General features: G+C 37.9%; 23 protein-coding genes, 2 tRNA genes and 1 other annotated feature (1 of these 26 running past the window's edge). Of the genes, 5 read left to right on the forward strand and 20 right to left on the reverse strand.

Translation table 11 applies throughout. The features are described from left to right. Positions 1-100: 100 nt before the first annotated feature. The 3 genes from RBL01_RS09450 to efrA form a co-directional block, all read right to left on the reverse strand. Positions 101-298, reverse strand: coding sequence for a hypothetical protein (locus RBL01_RS09450; protein WP_002319636.1), 198 nt, complete (start codon positions 296-298; stop codon positions 101-103). Between the two features lie 94 nt (positions 299-392). After that, on the reverse strand, positions 393-2,153 hold the full coding sequence (gene efrB / locus RBL01_RS09455; protein ID WP_002299665.1) for a multidrug efflux ABC transporter subunit EfrB: 1,761 nt from the start codon (positions 2,151-2,153) through the stop codon (positions 393-395). Continuing rightward, positions 2,150-3,880, reverse strand: a complete 1,731-nt coding sequence (efrA, locus tag RBL01_RS09460) for a multidrug efflux ABC transporter subunit EfrA (protein WP_002299664.1) — start codon at positions 3,878-3,880, stop codon at positions 2,150-2,152. The genes efrB and efrA overlap by 4 nt, the downstream gene beginning before the upstream one ends. Positions 3,881-4,272: 392 nt before the next feature. On the opposite strand from efrA, the gene RBL01_RS09465 reads away from it, so the two are divergent. After that, the gene (locus RBL01_RS09465) at positions 4,273-4,485 is read left to right on the forward strand and encodes a DNA-directed RNA polymerase subunit epsilon (RefSeq protein WP_002287947.1); all 213 of its coding nucleotides are present in this window, start codon (positions 4,273-4,275) and stop codon (positions 4,483-4,485) included. A gap of 1 nt (position 4,486) precedes the next feature. Continuing rightward, positions 4,487-6,166: a ribonuclease J1 gene (gene rnjA / locus RBL01_RS09470; protein ID WP_002327197.1), complete on the forward strand. Its 1,680-nt coding sequence runs from the start codon at positions 4,487-4,489 to the stop codon at positions 6,164-6,166. Positions 6,167-6,419: 253 nt separating this feature from the next. Here rnjA and RBL01_RS09475 read toward each other — a convergent pair whose 3' ends face one another. The 12 genes from RBL01_RS09475 to RBL01_RS09530 all read right to left on the reverse strand — a co-directional run bounded on the left by RBL01_RS09475 (position 6,420) and on the right by RBL01_RS09530 (position 20,834). Beyond that, positions 6,420-6,620 (reverse strand): cold-shock protein, encoded by a 201-nt coding sequence (locus tag RBL01_RS09475; RefSeq protein ID WP_002294067.1) that lies wholly within the window; start codon positions 6,618-6,620, stop codon positions 6,420-6,422. 149 nt (positions 6,621-6,769) lie between these two features. Beyond that, a complete protein-coding gene (gene radC / locus RBL01_RS09480; protein WP_002319634.1) occupies positions 6,770-7,462 on the reverse strand; it encodes a RadC family protein in 693 nt (230 codons plus the stop codon). Positions 7,463-7,516: 54 nt separating this feature from the next. Continuing rightward, on the reverse strand, positions 7,517-8,170 hold the full coding sequence (locus RBL01_RS09485) for an HAD family hydrolase (protein ID WP_002287951.1): 654 nt from the start codon (positions 8,168-8,170) through the stop codon (positions 7,517-7,519). Next, entirely contained in the window at positions 8,160-9,473 is a 1,314-nt protein-coding gene (locus tag RBL01_RS09490) for a bifunctional folylpolyglutamate synthase/dihydrofolate synthase (RefSeq protein ID WP_002327198.1), read from the reverse strand. Before RBL01_RS09490 ends, RBL01_RS09485 begins: the two co-directional genes overlap by 11 nt. Positions 9,474-9,782: 309 nt before the next feature. After that, positions 9,783-12,428 (reverse strand): valine--tRNA ligase, encoded by a 2,646-nt coding sequence (locus RBL01_RS09495; protein ID WP_002298863.1) that lies wholly within the window; start codon positions 12,426-12,428, stop codon positions 9,783-9,785. A gap of 47 nt (positions 12,429-12,475) precedes the next feature. Next, positions 12,476-12,692 (reverse strand) — a binding site (T-box leader). A gap of 128 nt (positions 12,693-12,820) precedes the next feature. Next, positions 12,821-13,468: a redox-sensing transcriptional repressor Rex gene (locus tag RBL01_RS09500; protein WP_002287954.1), complete on the reverse strand. Its 648-nt coding sequence runs from the start codon at positions 13,466-13,468 to the stop codon at positions 12,821-12,823. Between the two features lie 618 nt (positions 13,469-14,086). After that, on the reverse strand, positions 14,087-15,298 hold the full coding sequence (gene thiI, locus RBL01_RS09505; RefSeq protein ID WP_002327200.1) for a tRNA uracil 4-sulfurtransferase ThiI: 1,212 nt from the start codon (positions 15,296-15,298) through the stop codon (positions 14,087-14,089). Positions 15,299-15,313: 15 nt separating this feature from the next. Further along, on the reverse strand, positions 15,314-16,456 hold the full coding sequence (locus RBL01_RS09510; RefSeq protein WP_002327201.1) for a cysteine desulfurase family protein: 1,143 nt from the start codon (positions 16,454-16,456) through the stop codon (positions 15,314-15,316). 165 nt (positions 16,457-16,621) lie between these two features. Next, positions 16,622-18,343: a septation ring formation regulator EzrA gene (locus RBL01_RS09515; RefSeq protein ID WP_002327202.1), complete on the reverse strand. Its 1,722-nt coding sequence runs from the start codon at positions 18,341-18,343 to the stop codon at positions 16,622-16,624. Positions 18,344-18,541: 198 nt separating this feature from the next. Next, positions 18,542-19,102 (reverse strand): haloacid dehalogenase, encoded by a 561-nt coding sequence (locus tag RBL01_RS09520; RefSeq protein ID WP_002298858.1) that lies wholly within the window; start codon positions 19,100-19,102, stop codon positions 18,542-18,544. A gap of 25 nt (positions 19,103-19,127) precedes the next feature. Then, complete coding sequence (locus tag RBL01_RS09525) at positions 19,128-19,967, reverse strand: Cof-type HAD-IIB family hydrolase (RefSeq protein WP_002294078.1); 840 nt, start codon at positions 19,965-19,967, stop codon at positions 19,128-19,130. A 33-nt stretch (positions 19,968-20,000) separates the two neighbouring features. Continuing rightward, on the reverse strand, positions 20,001-20,834 hold the full coding sequence (locus RBL01_RS09530) for a DUF72 domain-containing protein (protein ID WP_002327203.1): 834 nt from the start codon (positions 20,832-20,834) through the stop codon (positions 20,001-20,003). 231 nt (positions 20,835-21,065) lie between these two features. Between RBL01_RS09530 and RBL01_RS09535 the strand changes: the two genes are divergently transcribed. Then, a complete protein-coding gene (locus tag RBL01_RS09535; protein WP_002298855.1) occupies positions 21,066-22,034 on the forward strand; it encodes an asparaginase in 969 nt (322 codons plus the stop codon). 154 nt (positions 22,035-22,188) lie between these two features. Here the strand turns inward: RBL01_RS09535 and RBL01_RS09540 are convergent, their stop codons facing one another. The 4 genes from RBL01_RS09540 to RBL01_RS09555 form a co-directional block, all read right to left on the reverse strand. Then, positions 22,189-22,926, reverse strand: a complete 738-nt coding sequence (locus RBL01_RS09540; RefSeq protein WP_002287962.1) for an acyl-ACP thioesterase domain-containing protein — start codon at positions 22,924-22,926, stop codon at positions 22,189-22,191. 15 nt (positions 22,927-22,941) lie between these two features. Continuing rightward, a complete protein-coding gene (locus RBL01_RS09545; protein ID WP_002328218.1) occupies positions 22,942-23,775 on the reverse strand; it encodes a fructosamine kinase family protein in 834 nt (277 codons plus the stop codon). 200 nt (positions 23,776-23,975) lie between these two features. Continuing rightward, positions 23,976-25,304 (reverse strand): C1 family peptidase, encoded by a 1,329-nt coding sequence (locus tag RBL01_RS09550; protein ID WP_002327205.1) that lies wholly within the window; start codon positions 25,302-25,304, stop codon positions 23,976-23,978. A gap of 226 nt (positions 25,305-25,530) precedes the next feature. Next, positions 25,531-25,604, reverse strand: a tRNA-Asn gene (locus RBL01_RS09555). Positions 25,605-25,817: 213 nt separating this feature from the next. On the opposite strand from RBL01_RS09555, the gene RBL01_RS09560 reads away from it, so the two are divergent. Together RBL01_RS09560 and RBL01_RS09565 are read left to right on the forward strand one after the other, a co-directional pair. After that, positions 25,818-25,890, forward strand: a tRNA-Thr gene (locus RBL01_RS09560). A gap of 133 nt (positions 25,891-26,023) precedes the next feature. Further along, complete coding sequence (locus RBL01_RS09565) at positions 26,024-26,641, forward strand: alpha/beta fold hydrolase (RefSeq protein WP_072538667.1); 618 nt, start codon at positions 26,024-26,026, stop codon at positions 26,639-26,641. A 122-nt stretch (positions 26,642-26,763) separates the two neighbouring features. Here RBL01_RS09565 and RBL01_RS09570 read toward each other — a convergent pair whose 3' ends face one another. Next, on the reverse strand, positions 26,764-26,831 hold the 3' end of the coding sequence (locus tag RBL01_RS09570) for an iron-sulfur cluster biosynthesis family protein (protein WP_002327207.1). 307 nt of this gene lie beyond the right edge of the window; the window shows 68 of its 375 coding nt (coding positions 308-375); its start codon lies beyond the right edge, outside the window; its stop codon occupies positions 26,764-26,766.

The following is a 26,831-nucleotide window of genomic DNA, read 5'->3' on the forward strand; positions in this document are numbered from 1 at the left end:
ATATCATAGCATATATTTATTTCATAAGAAAAAAACAGGTAAAACCTGCTCAGGCCAGATGTCTATTTACAGTATCTGGTAACTGACGTTTTACCTGTTTTTATTGTACATCTATATTTTCTTCTATTACTTTTTTTAAAATTGATTCGTACACTTCTATTTGTGCTGCCAAGCGTTCGATTTGAAACTCATTTTCAAAAAAATCAGCTGAATCAAAAGGCTTCGTCTGACAGACGTGCGTTAAACGATCAACTTCTCTTTTGGCTTCAGTAATTTTTTCATTTAAAAACTGTTCCATCTCCGTGTCCTCACTTTTCTTGATAACTTTACTTTACCATTATCAAGAATAGAGAACAAAAAATAAGTTTTAAACTGTTTTATTCTTATATGACTTATTCTGCTTCCTCAGCAAATTGGCTGTTATACAGTTTTTCATAAAATCCACCTTGTGCCAATAAACTCTCATGCGTTCCTTTTTCAATGATCTGACCTTGATCCATCACTAGAATCAGATCTGCATCACGGATTGTCGATAAACGGTGAGCGATGACGAAACTTGTCCGTCCCTCCATCACGCGATCCATTGCTTTTTGAATCAACGCTTCTAAACGGGTGTCTACTGAACTTGTTGCTTCATCTAAAATCAAGATTTTAGGATCGGAGACCACTGCTCGGGCAATCGTCAGCAACTGTTTTTGTCCTAAAGACACATTGTCTCCCTCAGAATTGATGGCCATATCATATCCATCTGGCATCGTTCGGATAAAATGATCTACGTTTGCTGTTTTCGCAGCATCAACTACTTCATAATCTGTCGCATCAAGCTTTCCGAAGCGGATATTATCTGCAATCGTTCCTTGATAAAGCCATGCATCTTGCAAGACCATACCAAATAGCGAACGCACATCACTGCGACTCATTGATTTGGTGTCGATTCCATCAATCCTTATTGCTCCTTTGTCTACGTCATAAAAACGCATCAATAGATTGATCAATGTCGTCTTGCCGGCACCGGTCGGACCGACCACAGCTACGGTTTGACCAGCTTTCACTTCAAAATTCAAATCTTGGATTAATGGTTTCTTCGGATCATATGCAAAATCGACATGATCGAATGTCACATCTCCTAAAATCGTTTCTGGCAGTGAAGCATCTACTTTGTTTTCTTTTTCTTCTGGCTCATCTAAAATCTCGAATACACGTTTCGTTGCCGCTGATGCACTTTGCAAAACTGAAGACAATTGTGTCACGTTCCCCATTGGCTGACTGATTTGCCAAATATATTGGATGAATGCTTGTAGTTGACCGACAACGATCGCCCCAGTAATAACATAAAAGCTTCCTAGAACAGCCATACCAATATAAGTAGCATAGGCAGTTAATTGAACTAGAGGCATCATCAAGCCAGAAATGAATGCTGCACGAAACCCAAAGTATTTCAAGCTGTGATTAACTTTTTTGAATCCTTCCAATGTTTCTTTTTCGCGTCCATATACTTTCAATACACTAAAACCTGTCATATTTTCTTGGACGTAGCCGTTTAGCTCACCAAGAGAATTCTGCATGCTTTGAAAATATTTCTGCGAAGCATTGATCACTCGTTTTGAGATCCAGATCGATGTTGGAATCATGATCATAGAGATCAACGCCATCATCGGCTGGATATAAAACATCATTGCTGCAGCCAACGTAATTCCCAATATCGCATTTACGATACCAATAAAAGCTTGTTGTAAAGCACCGCTGACTGCATCTACATCATTCGTCACACGAGACAAAATATTTCCTTGCTGGTTTTTATCGAAATATGAAACCGGAAGACGATTGATTTTTTCTTCTATGTCTCTTCTCAAATCATGCATGGCACTTTGAACGACATTTGTCATCAAAACACCAGAAAGTAATTGCGAAATACAATACCCTATTCCAACAACTGTGATCCAAATGAGACATTTGAATATATAAGAAAAATTGATTGATTCGCCATTGGCAATATTACGGCTGATTTCTGTAGTAGGAAGTCCTGTAACATATGGCAAAGCCACGTTGAAAGCCACTGTCAGAACTGTAAATAGGATCACTAAAAGAAAAGTCCCACGATACGGTCTGATATATCGAGCTAAACGTTTTAAGGAAGAAAAGGTTTTTTTCATGCTAATTCCTCCTTTGATAATTGTGAAGCGGCAATATCATAATAAATCGGGCATTTTTCCAACAACTCCCGATGCGTCCCCATACCGACGACTTCTCCTTCATTTAATACGATGATCTTATCTGCATGCATGATCGTTCCCACACGTTGTGCTACGATCAATACAGTAGATTCTGTCGTTTCTTTTTTCAGACGAGCACGTAACTTCGCATCCGTTTGATAATCTAATGCAGAAAAGCTGTCATCAAAAATATAGATTTCCGGACGGCGTATGATGGCTCTGGCTATTGCCAATCGTTGTTTTTGCCCACCTGAAAAATTGGAACCACCTTCTGATAAATGTTCATTAAATCCATCTGGTTTTCGAGAAATGAATTCTGAAGCTTGAGCAATCTCAGCTGCACGTTCCATTTCTTCTTGCGTAGCATCTTCTTTCCCGTATCGCAAATTATCTGCAATCGTTCCAGTAAATAGCAACGCTTTTTGCGGAATAAACCCAATCTTATCTCGCAACTTGCTTAGCCGATAATCTCTCACGTCTACTCCATCGATCAAGATCTTTCCTTCACTCACATCATAAAAGCGAGGAATCAATTGGATCAACGTAGATTTTCCGCTACCGGTACTTCCAATAAAAGCAACGGTTTCTCCTGGAGAGGCTGTAAAACTGACATTTCGAATCACTGGTTCTTGCGAATGGCCTGGATAAGCAAATGTTACATTTTGAAATTCGATATACCCTTTAGTTTTTGTATCAGATATACCCTTTGGATCTTCTACAATCGAAGGTTTGGCATCTAGGGCTTCTTGGATACGTCCAGCTGAAACAGCTGCTCTTGGATACATCATGAACACACTGGCAAATAACATGAATGAGAACAAGGCATGGAATATATACTCGATAAACGCAATCAAATCTCCTACACGAAGCTCGCCTGCATCGATTTGCACTGCCCCGCTCCAGATGATCAATACCATTACGATATTAAATAAGAAATAAAAACCCGGTTGTGCAACAGCCATCAAACGGAATAAGCTTTTTGAACTAGAAGCATAATTCTCATTGACTACAGCAAAACGTTTTTCTTCAAACTTTTCATTGACGAATGCACGAATCACACGCAATCCTGAAAGATTTTCCCGCAAGATACTGTTGATTTTATCTAAGTTTTTTTGTTGCTTTTTAGATAACGGTTCAGACACCTTAGCAATCGCTACGACTGCCAATAATAGTAAAGGTAATGCACCTACTACATACAAACTGAGTGTCACACTTGTACGCATGACCATGTACAAACTGACAATGAACATCATTGGTGCCATAAAACCGATACGTAAAATATTTTGCAGGAACAACATGATCTGATAAGCATCGTTTGTTGTACGAGTGATCAATGAAGATACGCCTAGATTTTCGTATTCCTGATGCGAATAACTTTGGATCTTTTCGAACAAATCATCTCGAATATCTGCTACGATATTAGTCGTAATCCTCGAACCAAAATAACCTAACAAGATATTCAAAATAATACCGATTACAGTAATAACGATCATAAATATCCCTTGTTGCTTCACATAATCAAAATCATCATTGCGGATTCCTACATCGATCATACGTGCTAAAATCGTAGGAAGTCCTAATTCAATCAAAATAAAACCAAATACGCATATGAAATTGAAAAACAAGAATTTCTTATAACGCATGGTATAATGCCACATTAGTTTCACTTTCTCATCTCCTTTTAATCTTTTGTTACATTTTCATTACTAAAAATGATAGCACAACGAGCCTATTAATAGAACACTTCTCTCATAAAAAAGTCATTATGATTATAGCGGGATGATAAACATTGATTTTTTCTTTCAATCTAGTTGATTTCTATACTTATTTGCTGTTTTATGCTAGAATAACAATTAATTGTTGTATATTTTTTATACAGAAGGTACGGTTGAAAAAATATCCGAACAGATAAGCAAAAACGAGGCTTGTCTCTTTGACTCGAATCCAGTATTCTAGTCAAAGCATATGAAAAACCAGGTGGATTGTCCCCTCGTTTTGTGTTGTCTAAAAAAATCAACTAGCTAAATCACTGCTTTACGCAGATAAAGGAGACAAAACAATGATCTATAAAGTTTATTATCAAGAAACAAAAGTACGCAACCCTAAACGGGAAGAAACAAAATCTCTTTACATTGAGGCAAAAAGCGATGTAGACGCTCGCCAACGTGTGGAAGAAAATACCCCATACAATATTGAATTCGTTCAACTTCTAGAAGGAAGTCATCTAGAGTACGAAAAAGAAAATGCTGATTTCTCATTAGTGGAGTTTTAATATGAAACTTTCCATCAAAAATAACGAGACAGGCGTCTTTGCTATTGGTGGATTAGGTGAAATCGGGAAAAATACGTATGGGGTACAATTCCAAGATGAAATCATTTTGATTGATGCCGGGATCAAATTCCCGGAAGACGATTTACTTGGAATTGACTATGTCATTCCCGACTACAGCTACATCATACAAAACTTACACAAAATAAAAGCCTTGGTGATTACTCACGGGCACGAAGACCACATCGGCGGAATACCCTACTTGCTGAAACAAGCAAATATTCCTATCTATGCTGGTCCTCTCGCATTAGCGTTGATCACAAACAAATTAGATGAGCATGGCTTGCTTCGAGATGCAGAGCTCCATGAGATCAATGAAGATACGATCATCCGTTTTAGAAAGACTTCTGTCAGCTTTTTCAGAACGACCCATAGTATCCCAGATGCATTAGGGATTGTGGTGAAAACACCTTCTGGAAATATCGTAGCGACTGGAGACTTCAAATTCGATTTCACTCCTGTTGGCGAACCAGCAAACTTGCATAAAATGGCTCGTATCGGGGAAGAAGGAGTCTTGTGCCTTTTATCTGATAGTACAAATGCTGAGATTCCAACATTTACTAAATCAGAAAAAACGATTGGGCATTCTATTTTGAAGATCTTTTCAAAAATCGAAGGACGTATCATTTTTGCCAGCTTTGCTTCTAACATCTTCCGTTTGCAGCAAGCAGCAGATGCCGCTGTGGCAACTGGTCGTAAAATCGCTGTTTTCGGACGAAGCATGGAAAATGCCATCGTCAACGGTCAACGTTTAGGATATATCAAAGTTCCAGACGGCACATTTGTAGATGCACACGAAATCAATCGCTTGCCTGCCAATGAAACGATGATCCTATGTACAGGTTCTCAAGGAGAAGCGATGGCCGCGTTGAGCCGCATCGCGAATGGTACTCACCGTCAAATCCAAATCCAGCCAGACGATACAGTGATCTTTTCAAGTTCACCTATTCCTGGTAATACAACAAGTGTCAATCATTTGATCAACTTGCTGTCTGAAGCTGGTGCAGAAGTGATTCACGGAAAAATCAATAACATCCATACTTCCGGTCACGGTGGACAAGAAGAACAAAAATTAATGCTTCGTTTGATGAAGCCAAAATATTTTATTCCTGTCCACGGAGAATTCCGCATGTTGAAAGTACATGCTTCTCTAGCACAAGATGTAGGTGTTCCTGCAGAAAACTGCTTCATCATGGAAAATGGCGATGTTTTAGCGTTAACTAGCGATTCTGCGCGTCCTGCTGGGCATTTTGTGGCTGGAGATGTGTATATCGATGGTAGCGGGATCGGTGATATTGGTAATGTCGTTTTACGTGACCGTCACCTGCTTTCAGAAGAAGGTCTTGTATTAGCTGTCGCGACAGTGGATATCAAGAAAAAAGAAATCTTGGCTGGTCCAGATATTCTCTCTCGTGGATTTGTCTACATGCGAGAATCAGGAGAAATGATCAATGAAGCTCAGCGAATCTTATTCCACGCTTTAAGAGAATGTTTGAATGGACCTGACTGTTCAGAATATAAATTGAAAGAAGCGATGACTGGCGCGCTTCAGCCTTTCTTATTCGAACGTACAGAAAGACATCCAATGATTTTGCCAATGGTAATGACACCAGATGAAGAATAAATAAGAGGTTATGAAATCAGCACCTTGTCCTGAATATGAGAGAAAACAAATGAAAAACATGAGAAGCCATTTTTGTTTGTTCTTATTCCTTGATACAGGGTGGCTCTTTCATAGCCTCTTAAATTTATTTACTTTTTCATACAAAAAAATACCTGCCACAAGAGAAATTGTCTCTTGTGGCAGGTATTTTTGTTACTCGCTTTGTTCTCTCGTAAAAATTGATGTCTACCATCAATTTGATTTACAGATAAAATTAAGCTTTTACAACGTTTGCAGCTTGTGGGCCGCGGTCTGATTCTTCAACGTCGAAAGTCACTGCTTGACCTTCTTCTAATGTTTTGAATCCGTCACCTTGGATAGCTGAGAAGTGAACGAATACGTCGCTTCCATCTTCACGTGAGATAAATCCAAATCCTTTTTCAGCGTTGAACCATTTTACTGTTCCGTTTTCCATAATAATATCCTCCTCGTGCCAAAAGCACTAATTTAAATTGTAACATTGCTCGTGTACGATAGAGGTGCAACAGATGTTTCAACTTCTATTCCCAAACAAAATTACAATATAATTGTACACTTGCTTCATTTTTTTTGCAAGAAAGCAACTTACTTCTCTTCCATCATTCCTTCTTCTCTCAAACTAAAATATCGTTTACGTCCGATGATCAAGTGGTCCAGTACAGTGATTCCCATCATTTCTCCACACTTTTGTATCCTTTTGGTAAAATTCATATCCTGCTGCGATGGAATAACATTACCAGAAGGATGATTATGCGCTAAAACGATCCTTGCCGCACAATAACGTACAGCATAATGGAAAATTTCTCTAGGATGAGCGACTGACTGATTCAGCGAACCGATGAACACTGTTTTTTTTAAGATCACTTGATTCTTCGTGTCCAAATAAATACAAACCAAATGTTCTTGTTTGTGATCTTTCATTTCCAGAATCAATTGCTGGGCCAATTCGTAACTGGTACGAACCGGTGGTGTCGCTCTTTCATGATCCGTCTGAATTCGTCGACCTAATTCGATCAAGGCTTTGATTTCGATTGCTTTCACGCGTCCTATCCCTCGAATCTCTTCTAACTCATGCAAAGTAGCCTGTCGTAAAGAGGCCAGTCCTCCAAACGTTTTTAACAGATTTCCAGCAATCGACATCACACTATAAGGGTGTTGACCGGTACGCAGTAAGATTGCCAAAAGCTCCTGATCCGATAAAGCTTCAGCGCCATAAATTTCCATACGTTCCCTTGGTAAAGAGCTAGTAGGAACTTCTTTGATCAATCGTTTTCCCAAAAAAACATCTCCTTTCTATCTTATCTAAAATAAGATACGAAAAGAGATGGATTTTTATTTTAACAATGCAGGGATTTCATGTAAAGAAGAAACAACCCCAGCTGTTTTTTTGATCAATTCTTGGGATGGTGGAAGCAGATCTGGTACCATGACTACCGGGATCTCAGCCGCAGAAGCTGCTAAAATACCATTTTGTGAATCTTCTAAAATCAATGTTTCTTTCTTCGCTGTACCTAGCTTCTGATTAGCTAACAAGAAAATTTCTGGGTCTGGTTTTGCTCGTTGAACATTTTCTGCAGAAACAATCGTCTCAAATCGTTCAAACAGATTGTTCTTCTTCAATAAAAGTTCAATGACTGCTCGTTGGTTACTGGAAGCGACAACTTTGGGAATCTGATGTTCTTCTAAAAAAGAGAGGAGTTCCAACACACCGGGCTTCATTTGTACCGCTCCTTGCGAAAAACGTTCAAGCGTTTCCTGGTATGAATCATCTATGAATCTTTGTACACTTGTTTTGCCAAATTCCGAAAAAATCATATGATAATTCGCCCATACTTCTTCATCTGAAACACCTAAGAATTTTAAATACAGGTCTTTATCATAAGGAAAACCCATCTTGTCTGCTACTACTTGTGTGGCTTCGTAATACACTAACTCTGTGTCGAACAGCAAACCATCCATGTCAAAAATCACTGCATTATACTTCATGATCTCCTCCTAATTGTATTAATACATGGCGAACTTCTGAAATGAAATAAAGTGAACCGGTCACAACTAATACGTCTTCATTTGTCATCTTTTCCAATATATCTGCTAATCCGAATTGCCACAATGAAACGATTGATACTCTCTCACTTGCTAAATCTGATACTTCACTTAATTCGATGGCTTTTGGATGTTCAAAGGTCGTCAAATAAATATGGACATTTGGTACTTGCTGCAATCGTTCTAGCATTTCTCTAACATTTTTAGTTCGTAAGGCGGAAAACAAAATGTTGATTTGATATCCTTTGAATTCTTTTTTCAAATTTTCAACAAGTCGGTTCATTGCATGCGTATTATGGGCACCATCTAAAACAACTAATGGCTCGTTACTCAAACGCTCCATTCTTCCTGGCCATCGAGATTTCTTCAACCCCTTCAAAACATCTTTTTCTCGGAAAGGCAGCTTTTCCAATTGACAGTAAACAAAATACAATTCGATAGCTACTCCTGCATTTTCAGCTTGATGTTGCCCTAAAAGCGGAGTGGTTAATTGAGGGATCTTTCCTATTTCATTAAAAAATTCAAATACTTCTCCCCACGTCTCATCAGGATGCAGATAGTTTATTTTATAATTTTCCCCGTATACATAAAGCGGTGCATTTTTTGCTTTAGCTGTTTGTTGGATGACAGTAAAAGCTTCTGGGGCAATATTTCCTGTTACTACTGGAACGCCTTGTTTGATGATTCCAGCTTTTTGTGCAGCGATTTCTTCAATTGTATCTCCAAGTATTTCGGTATGATCAAGTCCAATCGTTGTTATTCCCGTCAGCATTGGTACAGCTACATTGGTAGAATCCAATAAGCCGCCTAAGCCAACTTCGATAATCGCTACGTCCACTTTCTTCATCAAAAAATAATCAAATGCCATTGCTGTTAATGTCTCGAATTCAGTAATACCAGCTACTGCTTCAAATTGATCAAGTTGTTTGATCAGTGGCTGATATTTTTTTACAAGCTGGATCAAATCATTGTCTGGGATACTTTTGCCATTGATTGCGATCCGTTCATTGAACGTTTCGATATAAGGTGAAGTAAATGTACCTACTGTCAGCCCAGCCTCTTCTAATAGGCTTCTCAAATAAGCTACAGTAGAACCTTTTCCGTTTGTTCCAGCGATATGGATCGTTTTTACTTTTCTCTCTGGATGCCCTACCACTTCTAATAAAGCTTCGACTCGGTCAAGGCCAGGACGTGAACCAAATGGTAATCGACTATGGATCCATTCTATTGCTTCTTCAATCGTCATCAACAATTCCCCCATTTCTCTTTTATTATAACAAATAGAACACATAAGAAAAATAAAAGTATGACAAAGAGAAAAGAAACAGAAAGAGAAACGATTTTATCAACTACTTTATTGACTCCTGATACATGATCCATCTCCCTCCTTCTCCTACATAATAAGAGTAGACTAAAAAAGAGATGTGACAGAATTTATGTCACATCTCCTTATGAATCGAAGCTAAGAGTGAGGCTCAAACTCTTTCCTGTAACGATGTTCAATCAGCTAGCTTTTAGTAATAGCTAGCTGATTTCACACTCTCTTTTTCTATTCTTATTGAATAGTACGCAAACTTTCGATTCGTTCTTTGACAGCCGTTTGCTTCTCTAAATAATCTTTTTCTTTTGCACGCTCTGCCTCTACTACTTCTTCCGGCGCGTTAGAAACAAAACGTTCATTAGAAAGTTTTCCTTGGACACGTTTTACTTCGCTTGTCCACTTTTCCAGTTCTTTTTCTAATCGTTTGATTTCTTCTTCAATATTGATCAATCCTGCTAACGGCAAGAAGATTTCTGCACCTGTCAGAACAGCTGACATCGCTAGATCTGGTGCAGTGATCTCACTTGATATCGTCAACTCTTCGGGATTACAGAAGCGTTCGATATAGCTTGTATTTTCAACTAAAAATTGATCGATTTTAGCATCGTTTGTTTTAATTAGCAACGTAATTGGTTTAGACAATGGTGTATTCACTTCTGAACGAATATTTCGAACGGCTCGAATCAATTCTTTCAATACTTCCATCCCTTTAGAAGCTGTTTCATCATCAAACTCTGGACGTACAACAGGATATTCTGCCACTACTAGAGAATTTCCTTGATGAGGAATATGTTCCCATATTTCTTCTGTAACGAATGGCATGATTGGATGCAATAAACGCAGGATCTGATCAAGTGTATGGACTAAGATGCTACGGGTGGTTTGTTTTGAAACAGCATCATCTCCATAAAGTACTTCTTTACTCATTTCGATGTACCAGTCACAAAAATCATCCCAAATAAAGTTATACAGTTGTCGACCTGCTTCACCAAATTCAAAACGATCAAATAGCTCAGTTACTCGTTCGATCGTTTCATTCAAACGAGTAAGGATCCACCGGTCAGCCACTGATTTTTCTCCAGATAAATCGATCTCTTCTACGGTCATTCCTTCGATATTCATGATAACGAAACGTGAAGCATTCCAGATTTTGTTGATAAAGTTCCAAGAAGCATCCATTTTTTCATAGCTGAAGCGAACATCTTGTCCTGGTGCAGAACCATTCGATAAGAACCAGCGGAGAGCATCTGCTCCATACTTTTCGATTACTTCCATCGGATCGATTCCATTACCTAATGATTTACTCATCTTCCGCCCTTGTTCGTCACGGATCAATCCATGAATCAAGACATTCTCAAATGGACGTTCGCCAGTAAATTCCAAGCTTTGGAAAATCATTCTGCTTACCCAGAAGAAAATGATGTCATAACCGGTTACTAAAGTGCTAGTAGGGAAGTATCGCTTATAATCTTCGCTTTCCGTATCTGGCCAGCCCATTGTTGAGAAAGGCCACAAAGCTGAACTAAACCAAGTGTCTAAAACATCAGGATCTTGTACCCAGTTTTCACTATCCGCTGGTGCTTCCATCCCTACATACATTTCACCTGTTTCTTTGTGATACCATGCAGGAATTTGATGTCCCCACCATAATTGTCGTGAGATTACCCAATCATGGACATTTTCCATCCAACGTAAAAACGTTTGATTGAATCTTGGAGGGAAGAATTCCACTGCTTGATCTGTTTCTTGGTTATCAATGGCTTTTTTCGCTAACGGCGCCATTTTTACAAACCATTGAGTAGACAGCCGAGGTTCAACAACGACACCTGTCCGCTCGGAATGACCCACACTGTGGATCATCGTATCGATTTTAATCAATCGACCGATTTCTTTCAGATCTTGCACGATTGCTTTACGAGCAGCAAAACGATCCATTCCAGCATATTTTCCTGCTAGTTCATTCATCGTACCATCATCATCCATAACATTTACGCGTGGAAGATCATGACGATTACCTACCTCAAAGTCGTTTGGATCATGTGCTGGAGTGATTTTTACTACACCTGTCCCGAATTCCATATCTACATATTCATCTGCAATGATTGGGATTTCTTTATTGACTAAAGGTAGAATCACTTTTTTGCCGATGAGCGCTTGATAACGCTCGTCTTCTGGATGAACAGCAATCGCCGTATCTCCCAACATCGTTTCTGGACGGGTTGTCGCAATTTCTACTACGCCTGATCCATCTGCTAGTTCATAGCTCATATGATAAAAGGCGCCTTCGATATCTTTATGAATAACTTCGATATCAGATAGAGCTGTTCGTGCTTGAGGATCCCAGTTGATGATATATTCACCACGATAAATCAAACCTTTTTCGTATAAGGTAACAAAAACTTTACGTACTGCTTCAGATAATCCATCATCTAATGTAAAACGTTCCCTACTGTAATCTAAAGATAAACCCATTTTAGCCCACTGTTCGCGGATGTGGCTCGCATACTCTTCTTTCCATTCCCACACTTGATCGATGAACTTTTCACGACCTAGATCATAACGAGAAATCCCTTGCTCTCTAAGCTTCGCTTCTACTTTTGCTTGTGTCGCGATTCCTGCATGGTCCATACCAGGCAGCCATAAAGTATCATATCCTTGCATTCTCTTTTGACGAATCAGCATATCTTGTAATGTCGTATCCCAAGCATGCCCTAAATGAAGTTTTCCAGTAACATTTGGGGGCGGGATCACGATTGAATAAGGTTTTGCTTTTTTATCTCCGCTCGGTTTAAACAAATCTTGTTCTAACCAATGCTGATAACGTCCAGCTTCAACTTCTTGCGGATTATATTTTGTTGATAGGTTATTTTCTTCCGTCATGCTGTTTTCCTCCTTTAAACTAAAAAACGTCCTAAAATACTTTCGTATTTTAGGACGTTTGATTTACGCGGTACCACCTAAATTGCAATAATCAATCATTATTGCCTCTCAAGTGAGTTAACGATCACGACTCGTCTATCTCTACTCCATTCAAGACAGAAACTCCCAAGCTACCTTCACTGGTTGTCATTGAGAACCTTTCAGCAGATAGTTCTCTCTCTAAGAATGAATGTGCCAGTTACTCCTCTTGTTCAGCGTTATGCTTCATTCTACAATGGTTTTTTTTTTTAGTCAACAAGTGGTCGTGAAAAAACCACTTCATTTAGTACTAAAAAATTTTTGAAAGAATTACGACGAGTCCTCGCAAGATCAATAAGCCTACTCAAATTTTCCTAAGAAAAAACTTCTGAGTAATTCTCATCAAAGTAAATAAGCGTCTGCAACTCGGTTGTCAAATCAATGTATTGAACATTGACATAAGCTGGGACAGTTACTCGGTCAGGTGCAAAGTTAAGTATAGCGGTTACATTTCCTTTGACAATTTCATCAATAGCAGATTGTGAATATTTACTTGGTACCGTAGAGATTGCTACTGTCACATTTTTTGCTTTGGCTATCTCCGCGAAACGATCAATCGGATAGATCATTTCTCCATCAATTACTCGATTGATCAGTGCTGGATCATTATCAAAGACGCACACGATATTTAGATTTTCATTTCTTCTAAAATTGTTGTGTTTCAATGCTTTGCCAAGATTTCCATATCCTACTAATGCGATTCGTTTTTCTTCTTTAGTATTAAGGATATTATTGAATACATCGATAAGGAAAGGGACATCATAGCCATATCCGCTTCTGCCTAGCTCGCCTAATTGCGAGAAGTCTCTGCGGATCGTTGCAGAAGGAATTTGGGTGATTTCGCTAAACTCATTTGATTTGATTCTACTTATGCCTGAGTCATCCAGCATCTTCAAGTAGCGTAAATATAAAGGTAATCTTTTCGCAGTTGCTTTTGGCAGTGTATCTGTTTTTTCTCGCATAACGACGCTCCTTGTTAATAATTTCACATATTTAGTGTAACATGTTTCTAACCCGGGAGCAAGGTTACAAGTAGGAAGGAAAAGGGTGTGAGGAAAATAAAACGGAACTGTGACAAAAGTCTTGTCGCAGTTCCGTTTTCCGAATAAACGGTGTTCAAAAGCTTGCATCTGCGGTAATAAGCTCAACCAAACGTAAAATATGAGGAACTATTTTTGTTTGGCTGTTCTTATTACTTGATGCAGGGCAGCTTTTTCACAACCTCTGATACACGGTGTTCCAGAAGTAACTTCTTCGAAAAATAAGCCGAAATTTCACAAAAATTTAAAAAGCAATTTTCGTAAATTCCTTCTTATTTCTTGAAGCTGCCCACTTCTGTCACAATCTCGCTATTTCATGGGAAATTCTCTTTTTTATATCATTTATCAATTGTAGCTTGATCTCTAAATAAAATTTTATTTTTCAGTTAGTAAAAAAGAACCGGCTTTTCCATAACTTCTTGATAAATGGTATTCAATCAGCTAATCTTCGACATTAGTTCAAAAACGGTAAAATACATGGAGCTATTTTTTCGTTTTGTTTCTCTAATACTCTGGTCAAAACACTATTTTCACAACCTCTTATAGCAATTCTGAAAATTCTTCAGTTTTTTCATTAGACGATTCTGCTTGTATCTCTTCCATCTTCAAGCCAGCTAGTGCTCGTTGGATCATTTCATCTATTGCTAAACGCTCTTCATATTGATGGACCTTTTCCAGTTGAGGGCGTGTTTTTGGCTGTGGAGGAGCAAAAATCGTACAGCAGTCTTCAAAAGGCTGGATAGAAAGATTAAATGTATCGATCTGTTCTGCTACTTCAATGATTTCAAGTTTATCCATTGTCGCTACAGGCCGAATGATTGGCGTATTCGTTACTTCATTGATAGCCACCATACTTTGCAAAGTTTGTGAAGCCACTTGACCTAATGATTCACCATTCAAAATGACTAAACCATGACGAATACGGCGAATTTCATCGGTCAAACGCAACATCATTCGACGAGTAATTGTCATCCAATATCCTTGTGGCACTGACTTTTTGATTTCTTCTTGAATCTTGGTAAATGGCACTTCGATAAAATGGATCGTTCCCACATAAGGTGCTAGTTTGGCTGTTAGATCTTTTGCTTTTTGCAGTGCTTGTTCACTTGTATACGGCGGACTAGCAAAATGAACAGCTTCAATTTCCACTCCCCGCTTCATGGCAAAGTACCCTGCTACAGGAGAATCAATCCCCCCAGAAAGCATAAGCATTCCTTTTCCGCTTGTTCCTACGGGCAATCCTCCAGCTCCCTTGATCGTTTCATACGATAGATAAGCGCCATCACGCCGAATCTCTACACGTAATGGAATATCTGGTTGACGCATTTGAACTTGGATATGCGGGAAAATATCAAAAACAGCATTACCTAATGTTTGATTCAATTCATTACTTGTCAATTCAAATTGGTGATCGCTTCTTTTAGCGATAATTTTAAATGTTTCTTTCCCAGTATAAATTTCTTTCATGATGTCTTGAACAGCTTGTTTTAAAACTTCGACATCTTTTTCTACACGAATACTTGGAGAAAAATTTTGGATCCCAAATATTTTTGCTAGTTTTGGAATAACTAGCTGCCCGTCTGCGCCATTCAATAAAAGATGCATCCGGTCCCGATCAGCATGGATTTTGATTTCTGGAAAGTCTTTCAAAGCTTGTCTGACATTTTGTGCTAGTTGCATGATAAAGCTTTTTCGATTCTTTCCTTTTGTCGAAAGTTCCCCATAACGGACCATAATTTCACTGTATTTCACAAGAACACTCCTCTTTTAATTGATTGCAGAAAATTTCTTATAAAGCTGCTTGAAAATAATCATAAATTGCTCGACTTCTGCAAGCGAATTGTTTTCATCTAAGCTGATTCGAACAGCAGATGTAGCCAGATCATTTGGTACATGCATTGCGTGCAATGTACTGCTTGCCATATGTTTACGTGAGGAGCAGGCACTAGTAGTAGAAACAAATATTTGTTTTTCTTCTAAGGCATGGACGAGAACTTCGCCGCGAATTCCTTTTAGAGCAAAACATAAAATATGCGGTGCATAGTCAGTTCCTTCTGAAAAAATCGTCACTTTCTCATACGTCTTCAACGCATTGATTAGAGCTACTTTTAAGCGTTGTGTCTGCTCAGGTTTTTGTTCCTTTATCTCTAATGATAAACGTAAAGCTTTAGCCATAGCCACAATACCTGGAACATTTTCTGTCCCACTTCGCTGATTCCTTTCCTGTCCTCCACCTGTCAGTAATGGTGCTAAACGACGTCCCTTTTTCCAATAAATGAAACCCGTTCCCCGTGGGCCATGGAATTTGTGAGCTGAAAATGTTGCAAAATCAACTCTTTCTGTCAACCATTGCGAGAATGGTACTTTTCCAATCGCCTGAACAGCATCTACATGGAAATGAATTTTAGGGAAATCATCTAAAAGATCACTGATTTCCTGGATGGGCTGAATCGATCCTACTTCATTATTCACAGCCATAACAGAGACTAATACTGTCTCTTTTCTTATTAATTTTTTCAATTCGTCGACACGTACAAATCCGCGTTTATCCACTGGGGCGATACTTACTTCGATTCCTAATTCTTTTAATTGTTCTGCTGTCTCGCTGACGGCCGGATGTTCGACTCCTGAAATGATCATATGATTCCCATATTCTCTTTTTTCGATCATCGTTCCTTTTAATACCCAGTTATCTCCTTCTGTTCCGCCTGAAGTAAAATAGATTTCTTCTGGTTTTACATGGATCAAATCAGCGATCTGCTTTCTTGCTTGCTGCAACAACCGGTTAGCTTGATTGCCTAAATCATGCAAACTTGATGGATTCCCAATAATCCGCTGACTGGTTTTTACATATGCATCTAAGCTTTGCGGAAAGATTGGGGTTGTTGCACTGTTATCAAAATATATCATAAGAAACCCCTCTTTTTTGAAATTCTTTTCTATTATAACGGTTGTCCAAGGTGCTTTCAAGAGCAGGTGAAATTTTCACTTGTTTCAATTTTCAAATATACAAAAAAAGACAAGAACAAGACAATAATCCGTCTTGCTCTTGCTGGTTTACTAACTTTTTTTGCTTTATACTAAGTCTGGATGATTGAAATAAAAATCTTCGATGCGTTTGAAAGCACCTGGTTCTACTCGCTCTAATGCTGTACCGATTTCGTCTAATGCTTCTTGATAGTGATATTCTTTATTGAATAAATAGTAGCTTTTATCAATTGCTTCTCTCACTTCTTCGTGTGTATGACGATAACGATTTGCATATTGGAGCATTTGCTCCGTTAATGCTGCTGCATCTACTAAATCATGTGTCTTCTTATCTAATAATTCTAGATCTTCTTCACATAGAGCAACTAAACGATTGACCTCTTCCATGTTTACTCGAATTTTATTCAAGACAACACTTAGTTCTTCAATACGGTCAGTAGCAACAAAAAAGAATTCTAGGTAATCATTCGGCAAGCCAGGCAAACGTTGTTTTTCTACAAAACGTTTCAAACTGCGCAATTTGAATTCGAATGTATCGATCTTTTCTTGCGCTTCTTTTTCGCCTTTTCTCAATTCATGTAATGAGTCGTCGATCTCTACTTGTTGCTTTTCGATATCTTCTAAGACTTTGAAGACTGTTTTATAGAACGTGCGCACTTCTGAATAAGGAATTTCGTGTTGACGGATCTGTGGAATCATCTGTTCATTTTGACGTTCCATTTCTTCCACTTCGGTTTGGAAACCTCGTACACGGCCAATTTCATTGTGGTTCAATGTATAGCTTTGAGATGTGTGATCCAGCTCAATCAATAATTGACGGTTATTCTTTGTTGTATGTTTGATATACTCTGCAATCGTTGATTGGTTAGTTTTTACATATCTCTGAGATTCCATTTCCCGTTCTAAGATATCATATAACGAATCAATCAAATCAGCTGTTTCACGGTTTTCAAATTCGACCGTTTCAACTTCTGTTTTTTCAAGATTGGCTAATGAATTTTCAATTCTTCGACTTACTTTTGCGATATCTTCAGCAAGATCTTCTTCTGGGAATACATATTGTTCTTCCATCAATTTCTCGTAAGTATCACTGATTTCTTCAAGTTGTTCAGGGAAAGTGGTATGGAGCTCCTCATACAGCGGTGGAATTTTTTTCATCAGAGCTTCCACTTCATACGTATGTTTTTCTGCTTTATCCAAAACCTCGCGGGCTTCAACAGGGTCTCCAGAAGTGTTTAAAGTCACAAACTGCGTAAATTCTTTTTCGATCACTTTGATCTGTTTTTGCAATTCAAAAAGAGCTGGTCCGTATTCATGCTCGTCTTCTCTGACTTTTTCTTTCAGTTCTTCATAGACGTCAAGTGCCTGCTGAACAGCTAGTGAGTTGCGTTCTTCCGTTTCCCGCAATTCCTTTAGACCTTCACGGATTTCCGTCACTTGTTTCTCCATTTGGTCCATTGTAGCTTCTGCTTCAACAACTGCTTTTTTTCCTTTTAAGAACCGAAAACTTTCATTGAGGTTTTCCACTTCGAAAATTTGACTTTCTAGTTCAGCGAATGAGGAAGTAGATATGTCATTCCATTTTTGACTCCATTCACGAAAGGTATTTTGGCTTTGCCCAACCAGATGCATTTTTTTAACATCATCGACTTCTTCAATCACTGGCAAGTCAAATAATTCTTCCTTGCGTTTTTCTAAGGCATCCAATCGATCTTGGTTTTTTTTCTTCATCAAGTAACTAACCAAAAAGACGACAATGGCGACTATAATGATTGCAATGACGATTCCGATGATAACATTATTTCCCATTTATGGTTCCTCCGTTTTCAGTATGCATCTTTTATGCAACAGATGGCGTTCTGCTTGGCATAAATCCAAATAATACGTCTCTCGTGCAAAAGACATCTATTCTAGATTATAGCATACTATTTTCATGCATTCACTAACTTAAACGAAAATCTTTTGTTTTTCCATCGTATAAAGATAACAAAAATAGTAAAACTCTGATCACTCTTTTTCATTTGTGCACATGCCTATATCAGCGGATTTTTTCTTAGCAATCGCTTCTTGAATCTGACGTTGGATTTCTGCCGCGATTTTAGGTTCTGGAGCATATTCCATCTGCCAGTTTTCAGGTTTCAACACTTTATTTGTTACAGGGTCATAATGAGGTTTTCCATCTGGAAATAATTTCCCCATATTTGCCTGATGGACGATTTCGAATATTCGATCAGGCACTATTCCTAGTAATGAAAAAGAACCATAAGTAAAGTAAAGGATATCTGTCAGTGCATCTACTTGTTCAATCAGCGGATCACTTCCCCACTGTGTTTTACCAAGTATTTTTTCTTCTGCTTTATCTAATGCTTCGTGCAGCAGCATAACAGCTTCATGCAGTTGTTCTTTATTAGGTGAAGTAGCTGCAACAAATTCAACAAGTTCTTCTATTTTGAACGCAGCACGTGTATGAGCTTCATTTTCTGTAAAAGCCGTGGGTATCTCTGGTCTTCTTGGATCAAAAGTTTTGTGGAATGTTTCTACTTTTTGAAAAGGTGTCTCTGCTTCCATACTAATTTTTTCCTTCTTTCATTGACTAATAAATCAGACCGAAGTGTTTCAGTCCTTCGTATATCCCATCTTCTTCATTTGATTGAGTCACAAAGTCTGCAGCATGTTTTACTTCGATCTGAGCATTCCCCATGGCCACTCCAATTCCTACACCTTTCAGCATCTCGATATCATTGTAATGATCGCCGAATGCCATAATTTCTTCCATTTCAATTCCGACAGCATTTGCGAAAGCTTGGATGCCTAGTAATTTTGAACCACCTTTTGGGATGATATCTACAGTATACGTATTTGAACGCTGAAACGTACACTCGGGAAAGCGATGTTCTAACTTTTTCTGTTCTGACTCCGGACTGAGCAATATACATTGATAAATTGGTTCTTTTAATATCTCTAACGTTTCATAACGATCCTTTTGTCGGTGAGGGCTAAAAACCTGGAGGATTTTTTTCATCAGACGTACCGGGAATTTACGCGGTAAAAAGCTGACTAGTCGCTTGATAAAAATCGATTGTCCTAATAGCATCGTCGTTGATCCATCTAACCGATTTCTCGCACCAAAAACGATTTGTCGATGGTTCTCATCTGCAAATTCAACAATATGTTCCAATACTTTTTGTTCAAAAGGGTGGTCGATAATCGTGCGATCTGCAGTAAAAACCAGTTGACCATTATACACGACATACATATCTAATTCCAATTCATCAATGATTTCTTTGATCTTTACTGGGCTGCGCCCCGTTGCTACACCGCATAAAATGCCGTTTTTCCTAGCATATTCAATTGCTTGTTTTGTTGATTCCAACGCTTTTGAACGATTGGTGACCAATGTTCCGTCAATATCAAAAAAAATAGCTTTGATCATAGACTTCGCCCCTTTCTTGAATAAAATAAGCCCTTAAAACAGATCCATTTGGGTTGGATTGAGTCCATCTGGCTTGATATTTAATATTTTTTGCAGTGCTAATGCATTTTCAGCCGCATCACCACCAGAATTGTTATTAAAAATCACACCTACCTCTTTTGTCTTAGAATCAACTACTTTGACTTCATGTGCTAGTTCTTGCAGTTCTTTTTCTGAATAACGATATAACGTTCTTTTTTTACGCCACTCTTTATCATTTGCTTGCCATCCTTGCGCATTCCTACCATGGAATCGAAAAAGAGCAAAGTTCGGATTGGTGACAAATGGATCAAAAGGAATCGTTGTATTCAGCAACTGTGGCTCATCGATGATGGCTAAAGAAAAAGCGGCTCTAGACATAAAGTTTCTTGTACGTTCAAGAAATTCATCGCTGTACCAAGAATAATCCCGTAATTCTATAGAAACAGGATAACCCTCAAACCACTTTCTAAGTTTGCGCAAGTACTGGACATTTTCTTTCGTACATTTGAATGATGAGGGGAATTGGACTAAAAAGCAAAACATCTTTCCAGCATCTACCATCGGCGACATAACATCTAAAAAATGCGCAATCATCTCTTCTTCGGTCTGATAATAAGGCTTCCAGTCTCCTTGACCGCTGATTCCTTGATAGACTTTGACTACAAAGCGAAATGATTCAGGTACTTCATTTATCCAATTATCAACTGAGGACTTTCGGGGAATTCCATAATAGGCAGTATCTAATTCCACTAAGGGTAGAAACCCTGCATATTCATAAAGAGTGTTATTCTTTTTACCAGTTAATTTGTCATGTTCTTTAAACGATGTTAATCCGATTCTGATCATTTCCGGCCACCTTCGTGATTGATTTCCTTGGCTGCTTTCTTGTAAAAGAAACTCAACCAGATACTCCATTGTATTAGGAGGTCAAGGTTGAGTCTTTTCCATTTTAATAAGGTCAGCTTTTTTATGATAAGTTAGGCTATTCGTTATTCTTCACTGATAGCAAAACTCTTTTATATAGTATACAATAAGATTTAACGGCTATGCAAAATTATTCGTAAGGAAGTCTGTAAAATGAAAAAAATACTTGTACTACACACCGGCGGAACGATCGCCATGAAAGAAAACATGCTCACGGGCGGTGTTAGTCCTGATGTGGCAAACCCATTATTAGATGCAGAAATCACAATCCCCAAGCATGTAGAATTATTAGTTGAAGATATCTTCAATCTTCCCTCACCACACATCATGCCTTCTCACATGTTGGTATTAAAAGAACGTATCTTGTCCGCTTATGCATCAGGTATATCCGGAGTGGTGATCACACACGGTACAGATACATTAGAAGAAACTGCTTTTTTTCTTGATACAACGATTGGCGACAAATTACCAATTGTTTTGACTGGGGCAATGCGTTCAAGTAATGAACTTGGAAGTGACGGCCTTTATAATTTTGAAAGTGCGATTCGTGTCGCAAGTTGTGAAGAAGCGCTAGATAAGGGGGTTTTGGTGGTCATGAACGATGAGATCCATTCTGCACGCTACGTGACAAAGACCCATACCACAAATGTTGCTACTTTCCGAACACCTACATTGGGTCCCATCGGCTTAGTAACTAAGAATCGAATTTTATTCTTGCAGGAACTTTTAGAAACAAAGCGACTGGACATTTCCGCTGTAGATGGGACTATCCCGATCGTTAAAGCATATGCTGGGATGCAAGGGGACTTATTGGAAGCCATCGCCCATACGAAAGTAGACGGTTTAGTAATCGAAGCTTTAGGTGCGGGGAATCTCCCTCCACAAGCCTTAGCTGCTTTGGAAAAGCTTCTTGTCCAAAAAATCCCTGTAGTACTTGTTTCTCGTTGTTTCAATGGAATAGCTGAGCCTGTTTATGATTATGAAGGCGGGGGAAAAGAACTAGAAAAAATGGGGATTATTTTCTGTAACAGTATTAATAGTCAAAAAGCACGTTTAAAACTATTGATTGCTGTAAACTATGGTTTGTCGGGTGAAGAATTGATTTCGTTTATCCAAAACTAAACATCAGTATCTAATAGCTAAACTTAAAAAGAGAGGCTGTGACAAAAATAGCTTCTTCGAAAACTAAGTCGAAAATTTACAAAAATTTGAGAAACAATTTTCGTAAATTTCTTCTTATTTCTTGAAGCTGACCCCTTCTGTCACAACCTCTTTTTTATTTATTTTTCCATATAATATTTGCTTCACAATACAGCTGTTCTTGCATTCGGATTTCATGTTTTGTTTTGACACCATTTTCGATAGGGATTTGTTCAAAATGGCTTTCGATCTCATTCCCGTACTCTACTTCTTTATCAAATCGAATAATTACTTTTTCTGGAACATGCGTGGTCAAAAAGTCATATCCTAATACGTCAATGATCCAATTAAAATACATCGCATTATTAACATGCTGATTACTATCGATATCATAAAAACGAACACGATATGGCAACATGAAGCCCGAATCAATCTTTTCAATTTTTTCCTGACGCTTGATTTTCTTGATCTTCTCACTCTCAAAAGGAGCAATGATCTCTTCATTAACACTGCTCATTTTTCGATTCACAAAATCCATCAATACGAAAACAGATTCTATTTTGACTAATTCTTTCCCATCTTCATCATGGATCCAGAAGTTCCGATAACAGAAAAACTTATTGTACTCCATGGCTTGAGTCGTTACTGAGATTACTTCACCGACTCTAGGGAGACGATTAATCTCCATGGAATAATTCGTGATGACCCAAGTAAGTCCAAAGCTATTGACGAATTCACTGCCTCTTCCCAACTGGTCGCTTTGATCTTCAGACGTTTTGATAACTACTCCTAACATCGAAGGAAATGTCATCGTTTGGTTGATGTCACACTCATAATATGAAACTTCATGCTTTTTGGTATATTTTTTTGCCAAAAACACGCCCTCCTCTTAAAAATTTTCTAGTAATTGATTTACTTGGGAACCGTAACTTTCTCCAAACATATTCAAATGTGCCAAAAGATAATATAACTGGTAAATCGGCAGTCGGTCTTTCCATCCCTTTTCTAATGGAAATATAGTTTGATAAGCATCTAAAAATTCCGGTCGGAAACCACCGAATAACTGGCTCATTGCAATATCTTGTTCCCGATTCCCATAAGAAACAGCTGGGTCGACAAAAACTGGATGCCCTTGCTGGTCAAAGAACACATTACCACTCCACAGGTCTCCGTGCAAGAGGCGTGGAGTGATCTTTTTTGGTTCAACCGATTTCAATACACGTTCTTTAAATCGCAGATACTTTTCTTGACGCTGTACATTCCATCGATTCGTTTCTTCTGCCAAAGAAATCTGGGATTCAAGCCGATCTTTAAAGAAAAAAGTCCACCAATCTTCTTCAAAAGAATTTTTCTGAACAAGTGTACCCAAATAGTTATCTTTACGAAAACCAAATTGTGGCGCTGTTTGCTGATGGAGATTAGCTAAAGCTGCAGCAAGATCTCGTTGATCCCCTTTTCCCGGCTCGATCCATTCCATTAACAAATAAGCGCCTTCACTTGTTTCACCTAGCATATACGTATCCGGTACACGTACGAATGCTGACAGTTCTTTTAATCCGTCTACTTCTGCTTCAAAAAATCCTTTTTTTACATTCGGATGGATTTTTAAAAAATAAGCACGATGTTCGGTTTTTATACGATAGGTCTGATTAACATCGCCACCAACAACTGGAATCACTTTACCATTTAATTTCAGATCAGATAAAACAGTTTGGATATCCATGACTTTCCCCCCTACTCCCAATTTTATTCTACTTCGTCATCATATTTTAATGATAAAAGGATTATTTCCAATCCTTATCCTTTATTTAGAATTATAGCACAGGGATCATAAAAAACAGGGAATGGACTTTAAAGATAAAAAGAGCTGGCTTAAGCCAGCTCTTTTTATCTTTAATACATACTCTTCATTGAAATACTCGTCTATGCTAAAGCACCCATTGGATCCCACGGAGATAGAACAATTGGTTCTTCATTGAACGCATTTAATTGCTCTTTCGTCAATAAATCTTTTCTTACAACGATTTGGTACGTATATTCGTCCATCCAGGCATCACTCATAACGAAGAAGCCATTCTTTCCAACTTTTTCGCCCCAGCTATTTTCGACTTTCCATTTTGTTGATTGCCCGTCTACTAAGTCAACACCGGTCAATACCATCGCATGGGTCATCAGACTTTCTCCAAAATCTAAACGTTCAGCTTTAGTCATTGTAAAATCCGTATCAAATAGATCATCCATTGAATAAGCATCTAAGGCCATGATGCCACTAGTTCTAGTAGAAGATTGACCTACATCACAACCAAACCAAACAGATTCTCCTTCTTCAAGCTGAGCAATCGCTAATTTTTTGAAAGTTTCCATATCAACATTCAGATATTTGACTTCTTTCCCGCCAACGACATTTCCTAGCATCTCTACTGTATAAGAACGATTGAATGGTTTGTCTTTTGTTGGTGCATTAATCACGCTAACATAATCATCTAATTTTACACCGATGTATTTATCATAAAAAATTTGTGGTGTCAGTCCTCGGTCAAGATGATAGTTCTTTTCTTCATCGCGGTACTCAAAATCGAATTCTTTTGGAGGTGTTCCTAATGAGATAGATAAGAAGTTATAAATGCTTTCTAGCATTTCTTCTTTCTTTTCTTCAATAGCGTCTAATGTTTCTCCTTGAGCAACCATTTTCCGTAACACTACTGCATCTTTACGCAGTAATTTGTTCAAGTAGTTATTCAAATCTCGAGAATTTGAACTATTCGCACTTTCCGGCATCACCGATTTAGGCACAACGCCATATTTTTGGAATAATGAAACGATCATATCCCATTGGCCGCCATCTTGTTGAGGAGTAGCGAGTAAGAAAGCTACTTTCCGGCTATCGATTGCCTCTTTTCCTGTTGCAATGATGTTTTCATAGAAATAATTTGCCTTTTCATATTTATCCCAGAAAAAAGTGTAATTTTGTGATAATTCAAACTCTTTTAAATGGAATTGATTCAGCATCTTATGACGGAATGTGTTCAGTGCAGCAAACATCCAGCAACGCCCCGATTGCATTTGATTAGCCACTTTCCCCGTAGCCAAATCTATAGAAAATACCGGTGTATTCTCCACATGTGCTGAAACATTTTCAGCAGAAGCGGTAATACCGTTCTTCACAACTGCCCGCTGCAATGCCTGCTGTTTGATATTTGCTTGAAACTGTTTGTTAAATTTTGTTGTCATATCAGGCGTAATAGCTTTCATCCAATCATCCTTCCAAATCCAAGTTATACTTCGTATTTTACTCTTAAGAATTTAGAAATACAATCTCTTCTATGATGAAAATTTCACTTGAATGAGAATATACTTACAATTTCATGAAGGAAAACTTCATACGGTATCGATAATTTTCAGATAAAATTTATTTATCGTAAAAAAAAGAAATCCAAGTGAATGGATTTCTTTTTTTAGCTGTGTAAGCTTTTATTTACTCCGGCAGTAGGACTCGAACCTACGACATCATGATTAACAGTCATGCGCTACTACCAACTGAGCTATGCCGGAATCAAGTACATGAATATAATATCAATTTCTTCTAAATAACGCAATACTTTTTTTGAATTTTTTTATTATATTATCAAAGAAACCGTTCGCATTTTTTGTTATTTTTATTTTTTCTAAAATCTGTTTTCCTATTAGAGAAACACATTTTTTCGAAAAAATTCTGTTGACAAATACATTAATATTCGTTATCCTATTATTTGTATTAATGATAATGCCGCTTTAGCTCAGCTGGTAGAGCGCTTCCATGGTAAGGAAGAGGTCGCCGGTTCAAGCCCGGCAAGTGGCTTCCTTAAACAGTGTAGCATATTGGTTTAACAATGTGTCTGCGCTGTTTTTTTATTTTATGACATAAGAAATGAATGTTTATATTTTAATAGTACAAAGAAAGTCTATATGATAACTATAAAAAGGAGAGCAATATGAAAATTGTTTTTTTGCATGGTCTAGGCCAAGACGAACAATCATGGAAAGATGTAATCTCTTATCTACCCAATAGTTATTCTTGCAAAAGTCTTTCATTGTTCAATCATTTAAACAGCACAGACACTGCTACTTTAGACGACTTAACCAAATACATCGAAGTACAATTGAATCAGATAAAGGAACCTTTTATTTTATATGGATTATCTTTAGGCGCTGTTATTGCTTTAAACTATCTTGCAACTCCTTCTCCATATTTAAAAAAGGTTGTTTTAGTCGCTCCACAATTTGAGTCTCCTAATCGCTTATTGCTTACTTTCCAGAATATTTATTTTTACTGCGTACCTTCTAAGATATTTGAAAAATTAGGTCTATCTAAAAAACAAACCCTTACCCTACTTCGTTCACTTGAAACATTAGACTGCAAAAAACAGCTTCGTACATCACGACTTCCTAAATTGATTTTATGTGGTACCAAAGATCATGCGAATAAACCAGCAGCAAAACGTTTATATAAACTTTCAACGAATGGCCGGCTACTCTTTATTAAAAACGGAAAACATGAATTGAATAGAGTAATGGCACAAGCTATGCGATCTTTTATCGAAAATAGTTAATTTAAAAAAAGACGACAAAATGTGTCGTCTTTTTTATTTACCATGGTAAGAATGTTGTCTTGTTTTTTCAATACAGCTTGATTGAGACTAGTTTTATGGATCATGGATCAATGAAGAGAAAATTATTGTTTCATGCCAGAGAATTTTTCTGGTCGTAAATCTACTAATTGAACATGACTGTCTAAAGAAC

Source organism: Enterococcus sp. SB12, assembly GCF_030910025.2.
GTDB classification, from domain to species: domain Bacteria; phylum Bacillota; class Bacilli; order Lactobacillales; family Enterococcaceae; genus Enterococcus_B; species Enterococcus_B faecium.

Coding starts and splice junctions, on each gene's coding strand:
- efrB (WP_002299665.1), bottom strand. CDS start 2,153: ATGAAAAAAACCTTTTCTTCCTTAAAACGTTTAGCTCGATATATCAGA.
- RBL01_RS09500 (WP_002287954.1), bottom strand. CDS start 13,468: ATGCGAGAAAAAACAGATACACTGCCAAAAGCAACTGCGAAAAGATTA.
- RBL01_RS09495 (WP_002298863.1), bottom strand. CDS start 12,428: ATGACGGAAGAAAATAACCTATCAACAAAATATAATCCGCAAGAAGTT.
- RBL01_RS09510 (WP_002327201.1), bottom strand. CDS start 16,456: ATGATATATTTTGATAACAGTGCAACAACCCCAATCTTTCCGCAAAGC.
- RBL01_RS09550 (WP_002327205.1), bottom strand. CDS start 25,304: ATGAAAGCTATTACGCCTGATATGACAACAAAATTTAACAAACAGTTT.
- RBL01_RS09515 (WP_002327202.1), bottom strand. CDS start 18,343: ATGGGAAATAATGTTATCATCGGAATCGTCATTGCAATCATTATAGTC.
- RBL01_RS09475 (WP_002294067.1), bottom strand. CDS start 6,620: ATGGAAAACGGAACAGTAAAATGGTTCAACGCTGAAAAAGGATTTGGA.
- rnjA (WP_002327197.1), top strand. CDS start 4,487: ATGAAACTTTCCATCAAAAATAACGAGACAGGCGTCTTTGCTATTGGT.
- RBL01_RS09545 (WP_002328218.1), bottom strand. CDS start 23,775: ATGGATATCCAAACTGTTTTATCTGATCTGAAATTAAATGGTAAAGTG.
- RBL01_RS09490 (WP_002327198.1), bottom strand. CDS start 9,473: ATGACGATTGAAGAAGCAATAGAATGGATCCATAGTCGATTACCATTT.
- RBL01_RS09530 (WP_002327203.1), bottom strand. CDS start 20,834: ATGATCAGAATCGGATTAACATCGTTTAAAGAACATGACAAATTAACT.
- RBL01_RS09525 (WP_002294078.1), bottom strand. CDS start 19,967: ATGATCAAAGCTATTTTTTTTGATATTGACGGAACATTGGTCACCAAT.
- RBL01_RS09465 (WP_002287947.1), top strand. CDS start 4,273: ATGATCTATAAAGTTTATTATCAAGAAACAAAAGTACGCAACCCTAAA.
- RBL01_RS09450 (WP_002319636.1), bottom strand. CDS start 298: ATGGAACAGTTTTTAAATGAAAAAATTACTGAAGCCAAAAGAGAAGTT.
- RBL01_RS09520 (WP_002298858.1), bottom strand. CDS start 19,102: ATGGAAGCAGAGACACCTTTTCAAAAAGTAGAAACATTCCACAAAACT.
- RBL01_RS09565 (WP_072538667.1), top strand. CDS start 26,024: ATGAAAATTGTTTTTTTGCATGGTCTAGGCCAAGACGAACAATCATGG.
- RBL01_RS09485 (WP_002287951.1), bottom strand. CDS start 8,170: ATGAAGTATAATGCAGTGATTTTTGACATGGATGGTTTGCTGTTCGAC.
- RBL01_RS09535 (WP_002298855.1), top strand. CDS start 21,066: ATGAAAAAAATACTTGTACTACACACCGGCGGAACGATCGCCATGAAA.